Genomic DNA, 19774 nt, shown 5'->3' with positions numbered 1-19774 from the left:
TTATGCCGTGCAAGTCGATCGCTTGCGTTGCATGAAGTCTAAACAGCGTGCTCGCCTCGCCAGGTAACGAAGCGATGCGTGAATGTCATCGTTTGGTTACATTGCCCGCCAGGTTGCTGGCCAGGCTGGGTGCCAATGGCAAGCCCGGCAGCAGCAGCGCCTGGTAGGCATGGTAGAGGTCGGGCTTGCCTGGCCAGATGGTTGCGGCCGGCTGGTTGTGCGCATCGAGTTCGTGGTGCCAGCTGCCAGCGCCATGGTCAATGAAATGGTTGGCGATGAAGTCCCAGCAACGGCGGTACCACTGCTCGTAGTGCGCCTCGCCCGTGCGCTGCAACAGGGCCGCGGCGGCGGCGCAGGCTTCGGCGTGCACCCAGTGCAGGCGCGCGCGCACCACCGGGCGGTCGGCCCAGTCCAGGGTGTAGACGAAACCGGGCGCGCCATCGACGCTCCAGGCCTGCTGGCAGGCTGTATCGAACAATGCGCGGGCACAGTCCGGCAGCCACTGCGGGGCATGCAGGCCAAACCATTCCAGGCTGGCCTCCAGGTGCAGCAGCAACCGCGCCCACTCCAGGGCATGCCCGGGCGTGGAGCCATAAGGCCGGAAGTGGTCTGCCGGGTGCGCCTGGTTGTAGTGCGGCAGTGGCTGCCAGAGGGCATCGAAATGCTCTATGACCCGGTGGCCGTTTGTGGCGGCATGGGTATGGATGATGCGTTCGGCGATGCGCAAGGCGCGTTGCAACCACAGGCTGTCGCCAGTGACGTCTGCCAGGGCCAGGAAGGCCTCGACCGCATGCATGTTGCTGTTGGCGCCACGGTACTGCTCGGGCAACTGCCAGGCGCGGGAGAAGGCCTCTCGCAGGGCGCCCTCCTCTTCGCTCCAGAAATGCGCTTCGAGCACCTGCACCGCCTCTGCCAGCAGGGCTGGTGCACCGCCAGCACCTGCCATCACCGCCGAGCTGGCGGCCAGAGCGACGAAGGCATGCAGGTAAGCCGCCTTGCCGCTGTCGTCATGGCCACCGGGGTGGGCGAACCAGCCGCCGTAGGTGGCATCCTGCAGCGCGCCGCGCAGGGCAGCCACACCGTGTTCGGCATAGGCCAGGTAACCGGGCACGCCCTGCAGGTGGGCCAGGGCGAAACAGTGAGTCATGCGAGCGGTGATCAGGGTTTCGGCTCGGGCACCCGGTGCGAGCAGGCCTGCGGCGTCGAGGCTGCCGAAGCCATCGGGCAGTTTCGAAGCCGTGGCGAAGGTCAGCAGGCGCTGCCCTTCGGCAATGCGCCAGGCGGTGTGGGCCGGGGCGTCGAGCCAGCGGGTGGAAGGCAGGTTGGAGGTGCTCATGGGCCAGCTTGATCCTTGCCAGTCGTTTGCGAATTCTAGCTAGTGGGGTTTGCCGGGATGTCACGAAGGACGGCAGGATTGTCACCAGGGAGTGACATTTCGCTTGCCTGTGCCGGCCTCTTCGCGGGTGAACCCGCTCCCACAGCGGGCCGATAGGCCCATGCAAAGCCCGAGGCTGGTGCAAAAACCTGTGGGAGCGGGTTCACCCGCGAAGCGGCCGGCACCAGTAACCCATACCCTCAGTCCATGCCCCTTGGCAGATACAAGGTCACCCGCAACCCGCCCTCACGCAGGTTGAGCAAGCTCACCTCCCCGCCATGGCTATGGGCAATGTTGCGCGCAATCCCCAACCCCAGCCCGTACCCCTGCTGCTGCCCGGCCAGACGGAAGTGCGGCTCGAACACCTGCTCCAGCTGCTGCTGCGGCACCCCCGGCCCCTGGTCATCCACCTGCAGGACGAACCCCTCGGCGTTATCGATGATGCGCAGCCGTGCCCGCTCGCCGTACTTGATGGCGTTGTCGATCAGGTTGCCGATGCAGCGCCGCAGCGCCAGTGGCTTGCCGGGGTACGGCGCCAGCGCACGGCCTTCGAGCGTGATGCGGCCATCGCCCAGGTAAGGCTCGGCCAGGATTTCCAGCACCTGGTTGAGGTCGACCGGCTCGATATTCTCGTGGATGTCGGTGTCCTTAACGCACTGCAATGCACCTTTTACCAACAGCTCCAGCTCGTCCAGATCCTGGCTGAACTTGGCCTGCAGGCGCTCGTCCTCCAGCAGCTCGACGCGCAGGCGCAAGCGGGTGATCGGCGTGCGCAGGTCGTGGGAAATGGCGCTGAACAACTGGCTGCGTTCGGTCAGGTAGCGGCTGATGCGCTCGCGCATGCTGTTGAACGCACGCCCCACCTCGACCACCTCGCTGCCACCGCCTTCGGCCACCGGCGCCACATCGGCGCCCAGCGACATCTCCCGCGCAGCCCGTGCCAGGCGTTTGAGCGGCCAGCTTTGCCAGTGCACCAGCAAGCCGATGAACAACAGCAGCAAAGCCGTGGTCAGCACGATGAAGCCGATCTGCTGACGCGGCAGGCGCTCGGCCTCCAGGCTGGTGTAGGGCTCCGGCAGCAGCGAGGCGATGTACAGCCATTCGCCCTCGTCCAGGCGGATCTGCGTGACCAGTACCGGCGGGTTGAGCGGTTCCAGGGTCAGTGAGTAATGCGCCCAGGAACGTGGCAGTTCGTCGAGCTTGAGGCCGCTGTTGAAGATGCGCAGGTCGTCGGGGCTGACGAACTCCACGGAAATTTCCATTTGCGAACCCAGGCGCTCATGCAGCACTTGCTGGAACACATCGATCACCGCCTGCTTGCGCGGGGTAACGGGCAGTAGCGGCATGTCCAGTGGCTTGGCGTTGAGCGACACGAAAAAGCGCGTGCCGCCCATGCTGCGCAGTTGGTCCAGGACCATCGGCCGGTAGGCGACCGGCAGCGAGCGGAAGTAGCTGACGCTGGCACTCATCGAATGAGCCAGGCTGCTGGCGCTGGCACGCAGGCCCTGCAACTGGCTGGCGCGCAATTGGGCAACCCAGATGATGCTCGACAGCCCCTGGGCAAGCAGCACCACCAGCAGGGTCAGCAGCAGCATGCGCCCCAGTAGCGAGCGCGGCAGCAGGCGCCAGCGCCGCTCAGGGCGCACTGCAGACATGGGCAGCCAGCAGGTAGCCGCTGCCGCGTACGGTGCGGATCAGCCGGGGTGGTTTGTCGGTATCGCGCAGGCGCTGGCGCAGACGGCTGACCGCCATGTCGACGATGCGGTCCAGCGGCATCGGCTCGCGGCCACGGGTGGCGTTGCCGATGGTGTCGCGGTCGAGAATCTGCTGTGGGTGGTCGAGGAACAGCTTGAGCAGGGCGAAATCGGCGCCGGAGAGAATCACCTCCTCGCCGTCGCGATGGAACAGGCGATGGCTGACCGTGTCCAGGCGCCAGTCGTCGAAGGCCAGCACGGCACTGCCGGGTGCCGCCTGGCCGAACTCGGCGCGGCGCAGCAGGGCCTTGATCCGCGCTTGCAGTTCACGGGGGCTGAACGGCTTGCCCAGGTAGTCGTCAGCGCCCAGCTCCAGGCCGATGACCCGGTCGGTTTCGTCGGAGCTGGCGGTGAGCATGATGATCGGCACCCGGGCCTGGCGCGGGTGCTGGCGTACCCAGCGGCACAGGCTGAAGCCGTCTTCGTCGGGCAGCATGACATCGAGGATGACCAGGTCGCAGGGGGTGGTTTCCAGCGCGCGGCGAAAGCCCTTGCCGTCGGCTTCGGCATGCACCTGGAAGCCGGAGCGGCTCAAGTAGGTTTGCAGCAGTTCGCGGATTTCCTGGTCGTCGTCGACCATCAGGATCGATTTGCCGGCAGTGGTCAAGGTGGTCCTTCCTCTTGTCAGTTACAGGTCTTTGTTGCCTGCTGTTGGGGCCGCTTCGCGCCCCATCGCGACGCAAGGCCGCTCCTACAGGGACCGCGCCGCGCCGGAAATATGCACTGCCCCGTGTAGGAGCGGCCTTGTGTCGCGATGGGCCGCGCAGCGGCCCCCATTTCACCTATCCATGATCCAACGCCTGCTGCAAGGCCACCCCGGCCCCCAGCAACCCGGAAAACTCCGCCGTCACCAGCCACACCGGCACGCCAGCGAAATACCCACTCATGCAACCCTTGTCGGCAAAACTCGCGGCGAACCCACTGCGCAGAAACAGCTCGGCAAAGCGCGGGATCACGCCGCCGACAATATAGACGCCGCCCCGTGCGCCCAGTGTCAGAACATTGTTACCAGCGACTCGGCCGAGGAACCGGCAGAACTGCTCGACCACCGCCAACGCCCGTGGCTCGCCGCCGAGCGCGGCATCGGTGATCTGTGCCGGTGTCTTGTGTCGCGGTGTGTCGCCGTCCAGTGCGCAGATCGCCTGGTAAAGGCGCAGCAGCCCACCGCCACTGAGCACAGTCTCGGCGCTGACATGGCCGATCTGGCTGTGGATCTGTTGGTGAATAGCCGCTTCACGGGCATTGCCCACTGGCAAGTCGACGTGCCCGCCCTCGCCCGGCAAGGCGCACCAGCGCTGGTCGCCCAGACGCAACAGGGAGCCAACGCCCAGGCCGGTGCCCGGGCCGATGACCAACGCGGGACGCGAAAGGTCGGCCTGGCCCGGGCATACCTCACGGAATTCGCCTTCGCGCAGACGGGTCATGCCCAGCGCCATGGCGGTGAAATCATTGATCAGCAGCAGCTGCTCGATCTGCAGCCTCTGGCAGAACGCGAGGCGGCTCAGGCGCCAATGGTTGTTGGTGAAGCGGAACTCGTCACCGTTGACCGGCCCGGCCACTGCAAGGCAGGCCGCAATCAGCCCACCGCGAGCAATACCAAGCCCGTCGAGATACGCCTCGATGGCCTGTTCCGGGCTGGTGTAGTCCTCGGTCGCGAAAACCTTCACTTCATGCAGCTGGTTGTCACGCCACAACGCAAAACGGGCATTGGTGCCGCCGATGTCGCCAACCAGCAGGTCCTTCATTTGAGGTTCTCCAGGGCCGAGGTGAACGCACTGGCGCCCTGCTCTGCCGGGCTGAACGCCATGCGCATGAAGCCGAACAGCTCGCGCCCGCAGCCCAGGTCGTTGCCCTGCGGCGCTGGCGGCAGGTCGCGGCTGGCCAGTTCTTCGGCCGACACCATTACCCGCAGCGTGCCTTTGACACCATCGACCCGCACCATATCACCATCGCGCACCCGTGCCAGCGGGCCGCCGTCATAAGCCTCGGGGCAAACGTGAATGGCCGCCGGGATCTTGCCCGAGGCACCAGACATGCGCCCGTCGGTGACCAGCGCTACCTTGAAGCCACGGTCCTGCAGCACGCCGAGGAACGGCGTGAGCTTGTGCAGCTCCGGCATGCCGTTGCAGCGCGGGCCCTGGAAGCGCACCACGGCGACGAAGTCGCGCTCCAGTTCACCGGCCTTGAACGCATCGGCCAGCGACTGCTGGTCGTGGAACACCCGCGCCGGGGCCTCGACCACCTGGTGCTCGGGAGCGACAGCGGACACCTTCATCACGCCGCGGCCGAGGTTGCCCTCCATCACCCGCAGGCCGCCTTCGGCCGAGAACGGCCGCGCCACCGGGCGCAGGATGCTTTCGTCCAGGCTGTGCTGCGGCCCTTCGCGCCACACCAGCTTGCCATTGTCGAGGAACGGCTCCTGGGTATAGCGGCGCAGGCCATGGCCGGCCACGGTGTTGACGTCTTCGTGCAGCAGCCCGGCATCGAGCAGCTCGCGGATCAGGAAGGCCATGCCGCCCGCAGCCTGGAAGTGGTTGATGTCGGCCTTGCCGTTGGGGTAGACATGGGACAGGGTCGGCACGACTTCGGACAGGTCGGCCATGTCCTGCCAGGTCAACTGGATACCCGCAGCCTGGGCAATCGCCGGAATGTGCAGGGTGTGGTTGGTCGAACCGCCGGTGGCGTGCAGGGCAACGATGGAGTTGACCAGCGCCTTTTCGTCGACGATTTCACCCAGCGGCATGAAGCTGCCGCTGGCCTTGGTCATGCGCGTGACCTGCTGTGCGGCCTCGGCGGTGAGCGCATCACGCAACGGTGTATACGGGTTGACGAACGAGGCCCCCGGCAGGTGCAGGCCCATCACTTCCATCACCAGCTGGTTGGTGTTGGCAGTGCCGTAGAACGTGCAGGTTCCCGGGCTGTGGTAGGACTTCATCTCCGACTCCAGCAGCTCTTCGCGGCTGGCCTTGCCCTCGGCGTAGCGCTGGCGCACATCAGCCTTCTGCTTGTTGGAAATACCGGAGACCATCGGCCCGCCCGGGACGAAGATGGTCGGCAAGTGGCCGAAGCGCAGCGCACCCATCATCAGGCCGGGGACGATCTTGTCGCAGATGCCCAGCATCAGCGCGGCGTCGAACATGTTGTGCGACAGGGCCACGGCGGTGGACATGGCGATCACTTCACGGCTGGCGATGGCCAGCTCCATGCCCGGCTCGCCCTGAGTCACGCCATCGCACATGGCCGGCACGCCGCCGGCGAACTGGCCGACCGAGCCGACCTCGCGCAGGGCCTGCTTGATCTGCGCGGGGAAGTGCTGGTACGGCTGGTGCGCCGAAAGCATGTCGTTGTAGGCCGAGACGATGGCCACGTTGGCCGCGTTCATCAGGCGCAGGGTCTGCTTGTCGTCGCTGCCGCAACCGGCCACGCCATGGGCGAAGTTGGCGCACTGCAGGCTGGCACGCATGGGGCCGTCACTTGCCGCGCCGCGAATCAGTTGCAGGTAGCGTTCGCGGGTGGCACGGCTACGTTCGACCAGCCGCTGGGTGACCTCAAGGATGCGCGGATGCATGTACTGGACTCCAGGCTAATTGTAAGGGCGGTTTGCCGGGCATTTCCCCTCCAAACGATTGCGGCCTAGGCTCAAGGTAGAGGAGCCGCTGCATCGATGAAGGCACATCGCCCAACCACTCGTTGTATATTTAAACAAAATACTGCCACTAAAAAGGCTTGTTTTCTATCGGAAGGTGAATAATCTTGTAATTCCAACAACAAAACCGTTTCAGTGAAGCTCCTTTGTGCCACAGGTTTCACTCGGACTGCCAGAGGTACTGCCATGACCCTACGCATCGCCATCAATGGATTCGGCCGCATCGGGCGCAACGTCCTGCGCGCACTGTATACCCAAGGCTACCGCCAGGACCTGCAGGTCGTCGCCATCAACGACCTGGGCGACAGCGCCATGAATGCCCACCTGCTCAAGTACGACAGCGTGCACGGCACCTTCGACGCCAGCGTCGAGGCCGACCACGAAAGCCTGACGGTCAATGGTGACCGTATCGCGGTCAGTGCCATCCGCAACCCGGCCGAACTGCCCTGGAAGGCCGAGGCGATCGACGTGGTATTCGAATGCACCGGGCTGTTCACCGAACGCGCCAAGGCCGCCGCACACCTGGCTGCGGGGGCTGGCAAGGTGATTGTCTCGGCACCAGCCAAAGGCGCCGATGCCACTGTGGTGTACGGGGTCAACCATGACATCCTGCGGGCCTCGCACCAGATCATTTCCAATGCCTCCTGCACTACCAACTGCCTGGCACCGATTGCCCAGGTGCTGCATCGTGAGTTCGGCATCGAACAGGGCCTGATGACCACCATCCATGCCTACACCAACGACCAGGTGCTGACCGATGTGTACCACGGCGACCCGTACCGTGCGCGTTCGGCGACCCAGTCGATGATCCCGAGCAAGACCGGCGCTGCCGAGGCCGTGGGCCTGGTGCTGCCGGAGCTGGCCGGCAAGCTTACCGGCATGGCGGTGCGGGTGCCGGTGATCAACGTGTCGCTGGTCGATCTCACCGTCAACCTCAAGCGCGAAGCCACGGCCGAGCAGGTCAACCAGCTGTTCCTCGAGGCCAGCAAGCATTCCAGGGTATTGGGCTACAACGCCTTGCCGCTGGTTTCCTGCGATTTCAACCACAACCCGCTGTCGTCGATCTTCGATGCCAACCATACCCGGGCCAACGGGCGCATGCTCAAGGTGCTGGCCTGGTATGACAACGAGTGGGGGTTCTCCAACCGCATGCTGGATAACTGTTTGGCCCTGTGCCGGGCCCGTTGAGCATGACATGGCATTTTTGCCGCCTTTGAGATCGAGCGCCGCCCGCGCGGCGCTTCGCGGGACAAGCCCGCTCCCACATTTGTGGCAACGTGCCGAACCTGTCAGGCCATGGTTGCCTGCCTTGTTGCCCTGACGCGATTTCTAGGCTGGCGCGGCTGCCGCACTTCCGGCCTCAAGTCATGCACCAAGGGCGGGCAACGCCTCTTTCACAGGCATGGCCACGTTGCAACAAATGTGGGAGCGGGCTTGTCCCGCGAAGCGCCGCGCGGGCGGCGCTCGAACTCACAGGCGCACAAACTATCCCGCCATGCGCCCACCCACTCACAATCTTTACCTTTTCCTAACATTTCCAAGCTTGACCTTCGATATGGATGATAAGCATTATCATTAACCTTTCGTCGGCCAGGTCCCCCAGTGAGTCAGTCCCGGTTCAACTCTGTCTTCCTCGTCCAGCGCCTTACCCTGCTGCGCACCTTGCAGCGCATGGTGGGCAACCCCACCACGGCCGAGGACCTGTTGCAGGAAACCTACCTGCGGGTATCCCGCGCAATCGGTGAGCGGCCCATCGAACACATCGAACCGTTCGTGTTCCAGACCGCACGCAATCTGGCCCTCGACCATCTGCGCGCGCGCCGGGTGCAATCGCGCATGCTGGTCGACGACGTGCCCGACGAGGTGCTGCACAGCGTGGCCGCGCCCGCTACCAGCAGCGAGGATGCAGCCCATGCCGAACAGTTGCTCAGGCACCTGAGCATCAGCCTCAACCAGTTGAGCGAACGCCAGCAGCGCATCTTCATCCTCAGCCGCCTGCACGGCGCTACCTATCTGGAAATAGCCGAACAACTGAATGTTTCACCCAGCACGGTACAGAAGGAACTGAAACTGATCATGGCGATCTGCATGGGTGTCGCCGACCGCCTCAAGTGAGGCAACGCAAAGCCCTTGCCACGCCCCGCCTCAGCCTTGATCATTCGCAAAAAACCATTCAAGGATTCACCGTGACCGACAGCCCCCCTCGCCCGTCACCCGCCGGGCCCAGCGCCCGTGCTCGTGCCATGGACGAGGCGCTGGACTGGCTGGTGCGCCTGCAATGCGCTGACGCCGAGGACACCCAGGCCTTCGAGGCCTGGCTGAGCGCAGCGCCGGAAAATGCCGAGGCCTATGTCGAGGCAGAAGCCCTGTGGAATGGCGCACCGCTGCACCAGGTGGCCGTGCAGATGCATCAGCAACAGCGCCGCTCGTGGCGCGGGCGCCTGCGCAGCCACTGGAAACCCCTGGCAACGGCGGCGCTGCTGCTGGTCGGGCTGTTCACCCTCGGCAACCTGCCCATGCGCTTGCAGGCCGACCACCTGACGGTGGTGGGAGAGCGCCAGCGCCTGCAGCTGGAAGACGGGGCAAAAGTGCTGCTCAACACCAATTCGGCATTTGCCAGCGAGCAGCGTGATGGCCGCCAGGTCGCCCGCCTGCTGCAGGGCGAGGCCTATTTCCAGGTCCCCGAAGGCACGCTGCGGCCCCTTGAAGTGCAGGCCGGGCCGTTGCGCGCGCAGGTGCGCGACACCGACTTTGCCGTGCGCTATCTCGACGGCGAGGCACAGGTGCGGGTGCAGCGCGGCGATGTCGACCTGCAGGGGGCTCGCGACCAGCGCATCCGCCTGAGTGCCGGCGACAGCATCAGCGTCGGCCCCCAGGGATTCGGCCAGCGCCAGCGCCCCGACATGCACAAGGACCTGGCCTGGGTCGACGGCCGCCTGGTGTTCGAGAACTGCCCGCTGAGCCAGGTGCTGGCCGAGGTGCAGCGCTACTACCCGGGCTGGATCATCAACCGCAATGCACAACTGGAAGACATGGCGGTCACCGGCAACTACCGCCTCGACCAGCCGCTGGAAACCCTGCGCGCGCTGGCCCACATTACCTCGGCACAGCTGCATGAGTTCCCGGCGCTGGTCATCCTGAACTGATCCGCAAATCTGAAACCCGACACGCTCCCATAGAAGTCGGGATACGGATCGCCAGACCGCAATCCAACTTTTTTTACGCAGTCACGCTACCCCGCCCGTCTCGTTATAGCCAATGCAACTGATTCTCGTTTGAAAACGAGGACAGCCATCACCTATAACAGTCCGCGCGTCAGGGAGCGCTTCCGATGTCCACAGGTCCTACCCGCCCCTCCACCCGTCCTCGCCATGGAGGGCAGCTGTCCCTCCTGAGCCTTTCCCTACTGAACCTGGCCCTGCTCGCCAGCGGCGCCATCAGCCTGCCGGCACTGGCCGCCGAGCCGGCCCAGGCCAGCAGCCCGCGCATGGGCGACTACCGCTTCAGCATCGGCCAGCAGCCGCTGGTTTCGGCCATCAATGCTTTCAGCCAGGTCACCGGCTGGCAGGTCGGCTTCAGCGCCGAGCTGGCCGACGGCGTTGCCTCGCCAGGGGTGCAAGGTTCGCTACCGCCGGATGCCGCACTCAAGCGCCTGCTGCACGGCACCGGCCTGGGCTTTCGCAAGATCAGCAACGGCAATGTGGTGCTCGAACGCCAGGCCAGCGCCAATGTGATCGCCCTGCAGCAGGTCACCGTCAGCGCCACGCGCAGCGCCCAGGACGTCAGCCAGGTGCCGAGCACCGTCAGCGTGCAGACCCGCGAGCAGCTGGACCGGCAGAACGTCAACAACATCCAGGACCTGGTGCGCTACGAACCGGGCGTGTCGGTAGCCGGCACCGGACAGCGCAGCGGCCTGAACGGCTACAACATCCGTGGCATCGACGGCGAGCGCATCCTCACCCAGGTCGATGGCGTGTCGATCCCCGACAGTTTCTTCTTCGGCCCCTACGCCCAGACCCAGCGCAACTACGTGGACCCGGAGATCGTCAAGCGTGTGGAAATCCTCCGCGGCCCGGCCTCGGTGCTGTATGGCAGCAACGCCATCGGGGGGGCAGTAAGCTACTTCACCCTCGACCCTGACGACATCATCAAGCCCGGCAAGGACGCAGGTGCCCGCCTGAAGACCGGCTACAGCTCGGCCGACGAAAGCTGGCTGACCTCCGCCACCGTCGCCGGCCGCCAGGGCGAGTTCGACGGCCTGGTGCACCTGAGCCAGCGCAACGGTCACGAAACCGAAACCCACGGCGGCCACAGCGGTGACGGCCTGTCGCGTACCGAAGCCAACCCGATGGACGTGCGCACCACAAACGTACTGGCCAAGCTGGGCTGGAATTACGCCGACGACGCGCGCCTGGGCTTCACCTACGAGCGTTACAAGGATGACCGCGACCAGAACATCCTCAGTGCGGTGGGCGGGCCGTTCATTCCTGGCCGTGGTGCTTCGGGTTACTACAAGGCGCGTAGCGGCAACGACACCATCACCCGTGAACGCTTTGGCATCAACCATGAGTTCGGCCTGGATTCGCTGGTCGCCGACCATGTGAAGTGGAGCCTGAACTACCAGATCGCCAAGACCGACCAGTACACCGAGGAGGTCTACGCACCGCCTGGCCGTCAGGTGCTGCGTACCCGCGATACCACCTACAAGGACCGCCAGTGGGTATTCGACGCCCAGCTGGACAAGGCCTTCAGCCTCGGTGCCACCGAGCACCTGCTGACCTATGGCACCACCCTCAAGCACGAGAAGGTCACCGGTTCGCGCAGCGGCACCGGCACCTGCCTGACCGTTGGCTCAGGTTGTTCCGGCCCTGGCGCCGAGCGCCCGGCAGACGGCCAGGTGCTGGTCAGCGACTTCCCGGACCCGACCGTGAACACCTACAGCCTGTTCGTGCAGGATGAAATCCGCTGGAACAACTGGACCTTCATGCCTGGCGCTCGTTACGACTACACGCGAATGAAGCCCAGGTTCACCGAGGAATTCCTGCGTGGCCTTGAGTCCTCTGGTACCGCGCCCACCTCCCAGGACGACTCGGACAAGAAGTGGCACCGTATTTCGCCCAAGCTCGGCCTGACCTATGCCTTCAACGACAACTACACCTGGTATGGCCAGTACGCCGAAGGTTTCCGCACCCCGACTGCCAAATCCATGTACGGGAAGTTCGAGAATATCGAGCAAGGCTACCGCGTAGAAGGCAACCCGGGCCTCGAGCCGGAAAAGAGCAAAAGCTATGAAACCGGCCTGCGTGGCAACTTCGACGCCGGCAACTTCGACGTGGCGGTGTTCTACAACAAGTACCGCGACTTCATCGACGAGGACGCCGTGAAAAGCGCCAACCTGGAGCAGACCTTCCAGGCCAACAACATCAAGCACGCCACTATCAAGGGTGCCGAGGTCAAGGGCCGCCTGAACCTCGACCACTTCGGTGCACCGCAGGGCCTGTATACCCAGGGCTCGATCGCCTACACCCATGGCCGCAACGATGACACCGGCGAACCACTGAACACCGTCAACCCGCTCAAGGGCGTGTTCGGCCTGGGTTATGAACAACAGCACTACGGCGGCCTGCTGAGCTGGACACTGGTCAAGCGCAAGACCCGCGTCGACGACAGCACCTTCTACTCGCCCGACGGTTCGAGCTCCAAGTTCCGCACCCCGGGCTACGGGGTACTGGACCTGACCGGTTACTACAAGGTCACCGACGACGTGACCATCAACGCCGGCCTGTACAACCTCACCGACAAGAAGTACTGGCAGTGGGATTCGGTGCGCAGCTACGACGGCCAGGGTGAAGCGGCCGTGACCCAGCCGGCCAACATCGACCGCCTGACCATGCCGGGGCGCAACTTCGGCATCAATGTGGTTTGGGATATCTGACCTGGATTATCGCTGACAGGTTTGTTTCGTCAGCGCCGGCCTCTTCGCGGGTAAACCCGCTCCCACAGGAACATTACAGGCCCGAGGTCTGCGCAATACCTGTGGGAGCGGGTTCACCCGCGAAGAGGCCAGCACTACCAGCACAAATACCAGCTTTTTTTACTGTCCCGCCCCCGCTGTTTCGTCTTGTCTCTGAATGCCCCTTTTCCAAGGACTGCCCCATGACCGACCGCCCAGCCCTGCGCTCCCAGCGCCTCAACCAGATCACCCACGCCCCCCACGCCGAACTGGATGCCTTGGTCAAAGCCCATGCACCCTTCGACAGCCGCGAAAGCTTCGCCCGCTTCGTGGTCGCCCAGTACCTGTTCCAGGCCGAGCTGCAGGCCCTGTACAACGACCCGCAACTGATCGCCATCGTCCCCGACCTGGCCGAGCGCTGCCGTGCCGAACAGGCCCGCCTTGACCTCGCCGATCTCGACACCGAAGTACCGCCAGCCGTACCGGGTGCGCTGTGTAACCCGAGCCTGGGCGAGGCAATGGGCTGGATCTTCGTCTCTGAAGGCTCCAAACTGGGCGCTGCGTTTCTGATCAAGCGTGCCGTGGCCCTGGGACTGTCCGACAGCTTTGGTGCCCGACACCTGGGCGAACCGGCCGGTGGCCGTGCCGAAGGCTGGAAGCAGTTCACCCGCATTCTTGATGGCCTGGCCCTGTCGGAGGAAGAGGAAGCCGCTGCCGAACGCGGCGCAGTTGCGGCGTTCGAGCGCTTCACCGAGCTGCTCAAGCACGCTTATGCTGCGGATGCCGCGCTGGTTTGATACGCCGTACCCGGCCACCCTACCGGTGGCCGAACCGTTTTAAGCAGTGAGACCATGACCCGACCTGCCCGCTCGAAACTCGCCCGCCTGCTGTATGCGATCCTGGCTTACGTGAGCCTGGGTGTGGGCCTGGTCGCGATCGTCATACCCGGCCTGCCGACCACCGAATTCATCCTGCTGGCCGCCTGGGCGGCCACCCGTAGTTCACCGCGCCTGTCTGCCTGGCTGGAAAACCACCGGCTGTTCGGGCCGATCCTGCACAACTGGCGCAATGGCAAGGTGATCCAGCGGCGGGCCAAGGTCAGCGCGACCCTCAGCATGCTGCTGTGCGCGGGCCTGATGCTGACGCTCCTGGAACACCGTTGGCCGGTGTTCCTGGCCATTGCCGGCATGACCCTGGGCAACCTGTGGATCTGGTCACGCCCGGAGCACGCCCCCTGCCCTGCCCCGTCACAAGCTCAGCAGCCCTGAGTACAGGGCATAGGCCGCCAGCGCGGCACCTGCCAGCACGGCGGCAAAAATCAGCTTTTCCCAGGTGGTGAACAAGGCTTTTCCCTGCTCATGCTTGGCCCGGGCGAACAGGATCACGCCCGGCGCATACAGCAGCGCCGACAGCAGCAGGTACTTGAGCCCGCCGGCATACAACAGCCACACGGCATACACCAAGGCAACCAGCGCCACCAGCAGGTCCTTGCGGCGCAGGGCCGGCTGCCCATCGTAGGTTTCTTTACGCACCGCCAACAGCACGGCGTAGGCCGCCGACCACAGGTAGGGCACCAGGATCATCGACGAGGCCAGGTAGATCAGGCTGGTATAGGTACCGGCGGAAAACAGCGTGATCAGCAGGAAGCCCTGGATCATGCAGTTGGTCAGCCACAGGGCGTTGGCCGGCACATGGTTGGCGTTTTCCTTGGCCAGAAAGCGCGGCATGGTCTTGTCCCGCGCCGTGGCGAAGAGGATCTCGGCGCACAGCAACGCCCAGGACAGCAGCGCGCCAAGCAGCGAAACCGCCAGGCCGATACTGATCAGCAAGGCGCCCCACGGCCCGACGATATGCTCCAGTACCGAAGCCAGCGACGGGTTCTGCAGCCCGGCCAGTTCCGGCTGGGTCATCACCCCCAGCGACAACACGTTGACCAGCACCAGCAACGCCAGCACCCCCAGGAAACCGATCACCGTAGCCTTGCCCACATCCGACCGGCGCTCGGCACGCCCGGAATACACACTGGCGCCTTCGATGCCGATGAACACGAACACGGTGACCAGCATCATGTTGCGCACCTGCTCCAGCACGCTGCCGAACTGCGGGTTGCTCAGGCCCCAGATATCACGCGTGAAGATATCGGCGCGGAAGGCGAACGCCGCGATCACCACGAAAATCAGCAACGGCACCACCTTGGCCACGGTGGTCACCTGGTTGATGAACGCCGCCTCCTTGATACCGCGCAGCACCAGGAAGTGCACCGCCCACAGCAGCAGCGAGGCGCAGCCGATGGCGATTGGCGTGTTGCCCTCGCCGAACACCGGGAAGTAGAAGCCCAAGGTGCTGAACAGCAGCACGAAGTAGCCGACGTTGCCCAGCCAGGCACTGATCCAGTAGCCCCAGGCCGAGGAAAAACCCATGTACTCGCCAAAGCCGGCCTTGGCGTAGGCGTACACCCCCGAATCCAGCTCCGGCTTGCGGTTGGCCAGGGTCTGGAACACGAACGCCAGCGCCAGCATGCCAACGGCTGTGATGCCCCAGCCGATCAGCACCGCGCCCACGTCGGCACGCGCCGCCATGTTCTGCGGCAACGAGAATATTCCACCACCAATCATCGAGCCGACCACCAATGCGATCAGCGCGCCCAGGCGCAGCTTCTGTCCCGGTTCGCTCATGAGCCTTCCTTTTTTTGCGCGCTGTCATGGGCTTGAAACAGCCATGCGGTCCATTAAATGCTGTTACTTATAATGATCCTGATCAATGAAGCTATAGCACTAATAACTGCTTTGTCTATGGCCCTCATTGGTAAAAAATTAGCAGCTCCCGAGCAACTAGAAAAGAACCCGATAAAACTCGAAATTCTTGTGAAAAATTTGCGAAAGCGGCAAAAGCGGCTAGCTTCAAGCATCGCAGGCTGAACAGAGCGTTTGCTCTAGAAGGACATGGAGGTGCCAGCGTGCAAGGCTTGCAGCATAAGTTGTCGGCACTCTCCAGGAGCTTCGTGAAGGAATTTTCCTACTTCACGTCGCCATGAACTGACCCAAGTCAGCGAATGGCAGCGGCGTCGGATTTACTCTGTCGTCAACTTTCTCCTGGCAGGAGTTGTTAAATGTCTGATTCATCCGGAAAACTAAAGCTCGGCGCGTTAGTTGCACTTGTCGTCGGTTCGATGATTGGTGGCGGGATCTTCTCGCTGCCGCAAAACATGGCGGCCAGCGCAGGGGTTGGCGCTGTGCTGATCGGCTGGGCAATCACCGCGGTCGGCATGCTGACCCTGGCATTCGTGTTCCAGACCCTGGCCAATCGCAAGCCTGACCTGGATGGCGGGGTGTATGCCTATGCCAAGGCCGGTTTCGGCGACTACATGGGCTTCTCCTCGGCCTGGGGCTACTGGATCAGTGCCTGGCTGGGCAACGTCGGCTACTTCGTACTGCTGTTCAGCACCCTGGGCTACTTCTTCCCGATCTTCGGCGAAGGCAACACCCCTGCCGCCATCATCGGCGCGTCGGTGCTGCTGTGGGCGGTGCACTTCCTGGTGCTGCGCGGCATCAAGGAAGCGGCGTTCATCAACCTGGTCACCACCGTGGCCAAGGTGGTGCCGCTGCTGCTGTTTGCCCTGATCTGCCTGTTCGCCTTCAAGCTCGACATCTTCACCGCCGACATCTGGGCGGTGGGCACGCCAGAACTTGGCAGCGTGATGAACCAGGTGCGCAACATGATGCTGGTCACCGTTTGGGTGTTCATCGGCATCGAGGGTGCGAGCATCTTCTCGTCGCGGGCGGAAAAACGCTCTGACGTGGGCAAGGCCACGGTCATCGGCTTCGTTACCGTGCTGCTGTTCCTGGTGCTGGTCAACGTACTGTCGCTGGGCATCATGACCCAACCGGAACTGGCCAAGCTGCAGAACCCGTCGATGGCTGCCGTGCTGGAGCATGTGGTCGGCCACTGGGGTGCGGTGCTGATCAGCGTCGGCCTGATCATCTCGCTGCTCGGGGCCCTGCTGTCGTGGGTGCTGCTGTGCGCCGAGATCATGTTCGCCGCCGCCAAGGACCACACCATGCCGGAGTTCCTGCGCCGCGAGAACGCCAACCAGGTACCGGCCAACGCCCTGTGGCTGACCAACGCCATGGTGCAGATCTTCCTGGTGATCACGCTGTTTTCCAACAGCACCTACCTGTCGCTGATCTACCTGGCCACATCGATGATCCTGGTGCCTTACCTGTGGTCGGCGGCCTACGCCTTCCTGCTGGCATGGCGCAGCGAAACCTACGAACAGGCCCTGGCTGAGCGCAAGAAAGACCTGATCATCGGCGGCATCGCCCTGTTGTATGCCGTCTGGCTGCTGTACGCCGGCGGTGTGAAATACCTGCTGCTCTCGGCCCTGCTCTACGCACCTGGCGCCATCCTGTTCGCCAAGGCCAAGCGTGAAGTCGGCCAACCTGTCTTCACCAACGTGGAAAAGCTGATCTTTGCAGCCGTGGTCATCGGCGCCCTGGTGGCAGCCTTTGGCCTGTACGACGGCTTCCTGACTCTTTGACCCACGTCTTCGTTCAACTGGAGGAATGAAATCATGTCCGCTGAAAAACAGAAGTACGGTGTCCACTCCGAAGCCGGCAAACTGCGCAAGGTGATGGTTTGCGCCCCGGGCCTGGCGCACAAGCGCCTGACGCCGAGCAACTGTGACGAGCTGCTGTTCGACGACGTGATCTGGGTCGACCAGGCCAAGCGTGACCATTTCGACTTTGTCACCAAGATGCGCGAGCGCGGTGTCGATGTGCTGGAAATGCACAACCTGCTGACCGATATCGTGCAGCAACCCGAAGCATTGAAGTGGATCCTCGACCGCAAGATCACCGATGACACCGTCGGTGTGGGCCTGAACAACGAAGTGCGCAGCTGGCTCGAAGGCCTCGAGCCGCGCCATCTGGCCGAGTTCCTGATTGGCGGCGTGGCCGGCCAGGACCTGCCACAAAGCGAAGGCGCCGATGTGGTCAAGATGTACAACGACTACCTGGGCCACTCCAGCTTCATTCTGCCGCCGCTGCCCAACACCCAGTTCACCCGCGACACCACGTGCTGGATCTACGGCGGTGTCACCCTGAATCCGATGTACTGGCCGGCGCGCCGTCAGGAAACCCTGCTGACCACCGCCATCTACAAGTTCCACAAGGAGTTCACCAACGCCGACTTCGAAGTCTGGTACGGCGACCCGGACAAGGAACACGGCCAGTCCACCCTCGAAGGCGGTGACGTGATGCCGATCGGCAACGGCATCGTGCTGATCGGCATGGGCGAGCGCACCTCGCGTCAGGCCATCGGCCAGTTGGCGCGCAACCTGTTCGCCAAGGGCGCAGTCAAGGAAGTGATCGTCGCCGGCCTGCCGAAGTCCCGCGCCGCCATGCACCTGGACACTGTGTTCAGCTTCTGCGACCGCGACCTGGTCACGGTCTTCCCGGAAGTGGTGAAAGAGATCATTCCATTCATCATCCGCCCCGACGAAAGCAAGCCTTACGGCATGGATGTACGCCGCATCAACAAGTCGTTCATCGAGGTGGTGGGCGAGCAACTGGGGGTCAAGCTGCGCGTGGTCGAGACCGGCGGCAACAGCTTCGCCGCCGAACGCGAACAGTGGGATGACGGCAACAACGTGGTGGCCATCGAGCCGGGCGTGGTCATTGGCTACGACCGCAACACCTACACCAATACCCTGCTGCGCAAGGCCGGGATCGAGGTCATCACCATCAGCGCCGGCGAACTGGGCCGGGGCCGTGGCGGCGGCCACTGCATGACCTGCCCGATCGTGCGTGACCCTATCGACTACTAACGACCATTACCCCCGGCCGCCCTCACGAAGCGGCGGCCGGTGCGTTCACCAAACTCAAGGAGAAATGTCATGGCGTTCAATATTCACAACCGCAACCTGCTCAGCCTGGAACACCACACCACCCGCGAGCTGCGCTACCTGCTGGACCTGTCCCGTGACCTCAAGCGCGCCAAGTACACCGGCACCGAGCAGCAGCACCTGAAGGGCAACAACATCGCCCTGATCTTCGAAAAAACCTCTACCCGTACCCGCTGCGCCTTCGAAGTGGCCGCTTATGACCAGGGCGCCAACGTTACCTACATCGACCCCAACTCTTCGCAGATCGGCCACAAGGAGAGCATGAAGGACACCGCCCGCGTGCTCGGGCGCATGTATGACGCCATCGAGTACCGTGGCTTCAAGCAGGAAATCGTCGAAGAACTGGCGAAGTTCGCCGGTGTTCCGGTGTTCAACGGCCTGACCGACGAATACCACCCGACGCAGATGATCGCCGACGTGCTGACCATGCGCGAGCACAGCGACAAGCCACTGCACGACATCAGCTACGCCTACCTGGGCGATGCCCGCAACAACATGGGCAACTCGCTGCTGCTGATCGGCGCCAAGCTCGGCATGGACGTGCGTATCGCCGCGCCCAAGGCGCTGTGGCCGCATGACGACCTGGTCGAGCGTTGCCGCAAGTACGCCGAGGAAAGCGGTGCGCGCATCACCCTCACCGAAGACCCGGTTGCCGCGGTCAAGGGTGTGGACTTCGTGCACACCGACGTGTGGGTATCGATGGGTGAGCCGATCGAAGCCTGGGGTGAGCGCATCAAGCTGCTCAAGCCGTATCAGGTGAATACACAACTGATGAAGTCCACCGGCAACCCGCGGACCAAGTTCATGCACTGCCTGCCGGCGTTCCACAACTCCGAAACCAAGGTAGGCAAGCAGATCGCCGAACAGTACCCGGACCTGGCCAACGGTATCGAAGTGACCGACGACGTCTTCGAGTCGCCGGCCTGCATCGCCTTCGAGCAGGCAGAAAACCGCATGCACACGATCAAGGCGATTCTGGTTTCGACGCTGGCTGACCTGTAAAGGCTGACACGACAAGCCGGGTACCCCGGTTCCCTGTGGGAGCGGGTTTACCCGCGAATGCGTCAGTAGCACCAGCCGCGCTGCATGGGCTGACGCTTTCGCGGGTAAACCCGCTTCCACAAGGGAGCGGCGATACCGGTAG

15 protein-coding genes are annotated in these 19774 nt (G+C 63.7%); 9 read left to right on the top strand and 6 right to left on the bottom strand.

Annotated features, from left to right (window positions below; genetic code table 11):
* Nucleotides 1–85: 85 nt before the first annotated feature.
* From R9B85_RS17650 to edd, 5 genes are all read right to left on the bottom strand, one after another.
* The gene (locus R9B85_RS17650; RefSeq protein ID WP_112250844.1) at nt 86–1336 is read right to left on the bottom strand and encodes an AGE family epimerase/isomerase; all 1251 of its coding nucleotides are present in this window, start codon (nt 1334–1336) and stop codon (nt 86–88) included.
* A 239-nt stretch (nt 1337–1575) separates the two neighbouring features.
* A complete protein-coding gene (locus tag R9B85_RS17645; protein WP_112250843.1) occupies nt 1576–3030 on the bottom strand; it encodes an ATP-binding protein in 1455 nt (484 codons plus the stop codon).
* Entirely contained in the window at nt 3011–3709 is a 699-nt protein-coding gene (gene gltR, locus R9B85_RS17640) for a two-component system response regulator GltR (RefSeq protein WP_370290213.1), read from the bottom strand. Before gltR ends, R9B85_RS17645 begins: the two co-directional genes overlap by 20 nt.
* 202 nt (nt 3710–3911) lie before the next feature.
* Nucleotides 3912–4874 carry a glucokinase gene (locus R9B85_RS17635; protein ID WP_112250841.1) on the bottom strand — a complete coding sequence of 321 codons (963 nt, stop codon included), beginning with the start codon at nt 4872–4874 and terminating at the stop codon, nt 3912–3914.
* Nucleotides 4871–6697, bottom strand: a complete 1827-nt coding sequence (edd, locus tag R9B85_RS17630) for a phosphogluconate dehydratase (RefSeq protein ID WP_112250839.1) — start codon at nt 6695–6697, stop codon at nt 4871–4873. Before edd ends, R9B85_RS17635 begins: the two co-directional genes overlap by 4 nt.
* 264 nt (nt 6698–6961) lie before the next feature.
* On the opposite strand from edd, the gene gap reads away from it, so the two are divergent.
* The 6 genes from gap (at nt 6962) to R9B85_RS17600 (ending at nt 13996) form a co-directional block, all read left to right on the top strand.
* Nucleotides 6962–7963: a type I glyceraldehyde-3-phosphate dehydrogenase gene (gene gap / locus R9B85_RS17625; protein WP_041506241.1), complete on the top strand. Its 1002-nt coding sequence runs from the start codon at nt 6962–6964 to the stop codon at nt 7961–7963.
* Nucleotides 7964–8377: 414 nt separating this feature from the next.
* Entirely contained in the window at nt 8378–8890 is a 513-nt protein-coding gene (locus tag R9B85_RS17620) for an RNA polymerase sigma factor (protein WP_112250837.1), read from the top strand.
* 71 nt (nt 8891–8961) lie between these two features.
* Nucleotides 8962–9921 carry a FecR family protein gene (locus tag R9B85_RS17615; protein WP_112250836.1) on the top strand — a complete coding sequence of 320 codons (960 nt, stop codon included), beginning with the start codon at nt 8962–8964 and terminating at the stop codon, nt 9919–9921.
* A gap of 185 nt (nt 9922–10106) precedes the next feature.
* Nucleotides 10107–12710, top strand: coding sequence for a TonB-dependent receptor (locus tag R9B85_RS17610; protein ID WP_423770407.1), 2604 nt, complete (start codon nt 10107–10109; stop codon nt 12708–12710).
* Nucleotides 12711–12931: 221 nt separating this feature from the next.
* Nucleotides 12932–13525, top strand: coding sequence for a biliverdin-producing heme oxygenase (locus R9B85_RS17605; RefSeq protein WP_215520318.1), 594 nt, complete (start codon nt 12932–12934; stop codon nt 13523–13525).
* 54 nt (nt 13526–13579) lie between these two features.
* Entirely contained in the window at nt 13580–13996 is a 417-nt protein-coding gene (locus R9B85_RS17600) for a YbaN family protein (protein ID WP_085624064.1), read from the top strand.
* Here the strand turns inward: R9B85_RS17600 and arcD (R9B85_RS17595) are convergent.
* Nucleotides 13976–15403 carry an arginine-ornithine antiporter gene (arcD, locus tag R9B85_RS17595; RefSeq protein WP_133970373.1) on the bottom strand — a complete coding sequence of 476 codons (1428 nt, stop codon included), beginning with the start codon at nt 15401–15403 and terminating at the stop codon, nt 13976–13978. The genes R9B85_RS17600 and arcD (R9B85_RS17595) overlap by 21 nt on opposite strands.
* A gap of 434 nt (nt 15404–15837) precedes the next feature.
* On the opposite strand from arcD (R9B85_RS17595), the gene arcD (R9B85_RS17590) reads away from it, so the two are divergent.
* From arcD (R9B85_RS17590) to R9B85_RS17580, 3 genes are all read left to right on the top strand, one after another.
* Nucleotides 15838–17265 (top strand): arginine-ornithine antiporter, encoded by a 1428-nt coding sequence (arcD, locus tag R9B85_RS17590; protein ID WP_112250826.1) that lies wholly within the window; start codon nt 15838–15840, stop codon nt 17263–17265.
* A gap of 33 nt (nt 17266–17298) precedes the next feature.
* Nucleotides 17299–18552: an arginine deiminase gene (gene arcA, locus R9B85_RS17585; RefSeq protein ID WP_112250824.1), complete on the top strand. Its 1254-nt coding sequence runs from the start codon at nt 17299–17301 to the stop codon at nt 18550–18552.
* Nucleotides 18553–18621: 69 nt separating this feature from the next.
* Nucleotides 18622–19632: an ornithine carbamoyltransferase gene (locus tag R9B85_RS17580; protein WP_112250822.1), complete on the top strand. Its 1011-nt coding sequence runs from the start codon at nt 18622–18624 to the stop codon at nt 19630–19632.
* Nucleotides 19633–19774 lie beyond the last annotated feature (142 nt).

The sequence above is a fragment of the Pseudomonas sp. NLJ1 genome (assembly GCF_049486705.1).
Lineage (GTDB): Bacteria > Pseudomonadota > Gammaproteobacteria > Pseudomonadales > Pseudomonadaceae > Aquipseudomonas > Aquipseudomonas inefficax.
The sequence above is the reverse complement of the archived record's forward strand: the minus strand, read 5'-3'. Positions and strand labels throughout refer to the sequence as shown.

Excerpts from the sequence above, each read along its gene's own strand:
- edd (WP_112250839.1), bottom strand. The coding sequence starts at position 6,697 with ATGCATCCGCGCATCCTTGAGGTCACCCAGCGGCTGGTCGAACGTAGC.
- R9B85_RS17600 (WP_085624064.1), top strand. The coding sequence starts at position 13,580 with ATGACCCGACCTGCCCGCTCGAAACTCGCCCGCCTGCTGTATGCGATC.
- arcD (WP_112250826.1), top strand. The coding sequence starts at position 15,838 with ATGTCTGATTCATCCGGAAAACTAAAGCTCGGCGCGTTAGTTGCACTT.
- R9B85_RS17650 (WP_112250844.1), bottom strand. The coding sequence starts at position 1,336 with ATGAGCACCTCCAACCTGCCTTCCACCCGCTGGCTCGACGCCCCGGCC.
- gltR (WP_370290213.1), bottom strand. The coding sequence starts at position 3,709 with ATGGTCGACGACGACCAGGAAATCCGCGAACTGCTGCAAACCTACTTG.
- gap (WP_041506241.1), top strand. The coding sequence starts at position 6,962 with ATGACCCTACGCATCGCCATCAATGGATTCGGCCGCATCGGGCGCAAC.
- arcA (WP_112250824.1), top strand. The coding sequence starts at position 17,299 with ATGTCCGCTGAAAAACAGAAGTACGGTGTCCACTCCGAAGCCGGCAAA.
- R9B85_RS17645 (WP_112250843.1), bottom strand. The coding sequence starts at position 3,030 with ATGTCTGCAGTGCGCCCTGAGCGGCGCTGGCGCCTGCTGCCGCGCTCG.
- arcD (WP_133970373.1), bottom strand. The coding sequence starts at position 15,403 with ATGAGCGAACCGGGACAGAAGCTGCGCCTGGGCGCGCTGATCGCATTG.
- R9B85_RS17610 (WP_423770407.1), top strand. The coding sequence starts at position 10,107 with ATGTCCACAGGTCCTACCCGCCCCTCCACCCGTCCTCGCCATGGAGGG.
- R9B85_RS17605 (WP_215520318.1), top strand. The coding sequence starts at position 12,932 with ATGACCGACCGCCCAGCCCTGCGCTCCCAGCGCCTCAACCAGATCACC.
- R9B85_RS17580 (WP_112250822.1), top strand. The coding sequence starts at position 18,622 with ATGGCGTTCAATATTCACAACCGCAACCTGCTCAGCCTGGAACACCAC.
- R9B85_RS17635 (WP_112250841.1), bottom strand. The coding sequence starts at position 4,874 with ATGAAGGACCTGCTGGTTGGCGACATCGGCGGCACCAATGCCCGTTTT.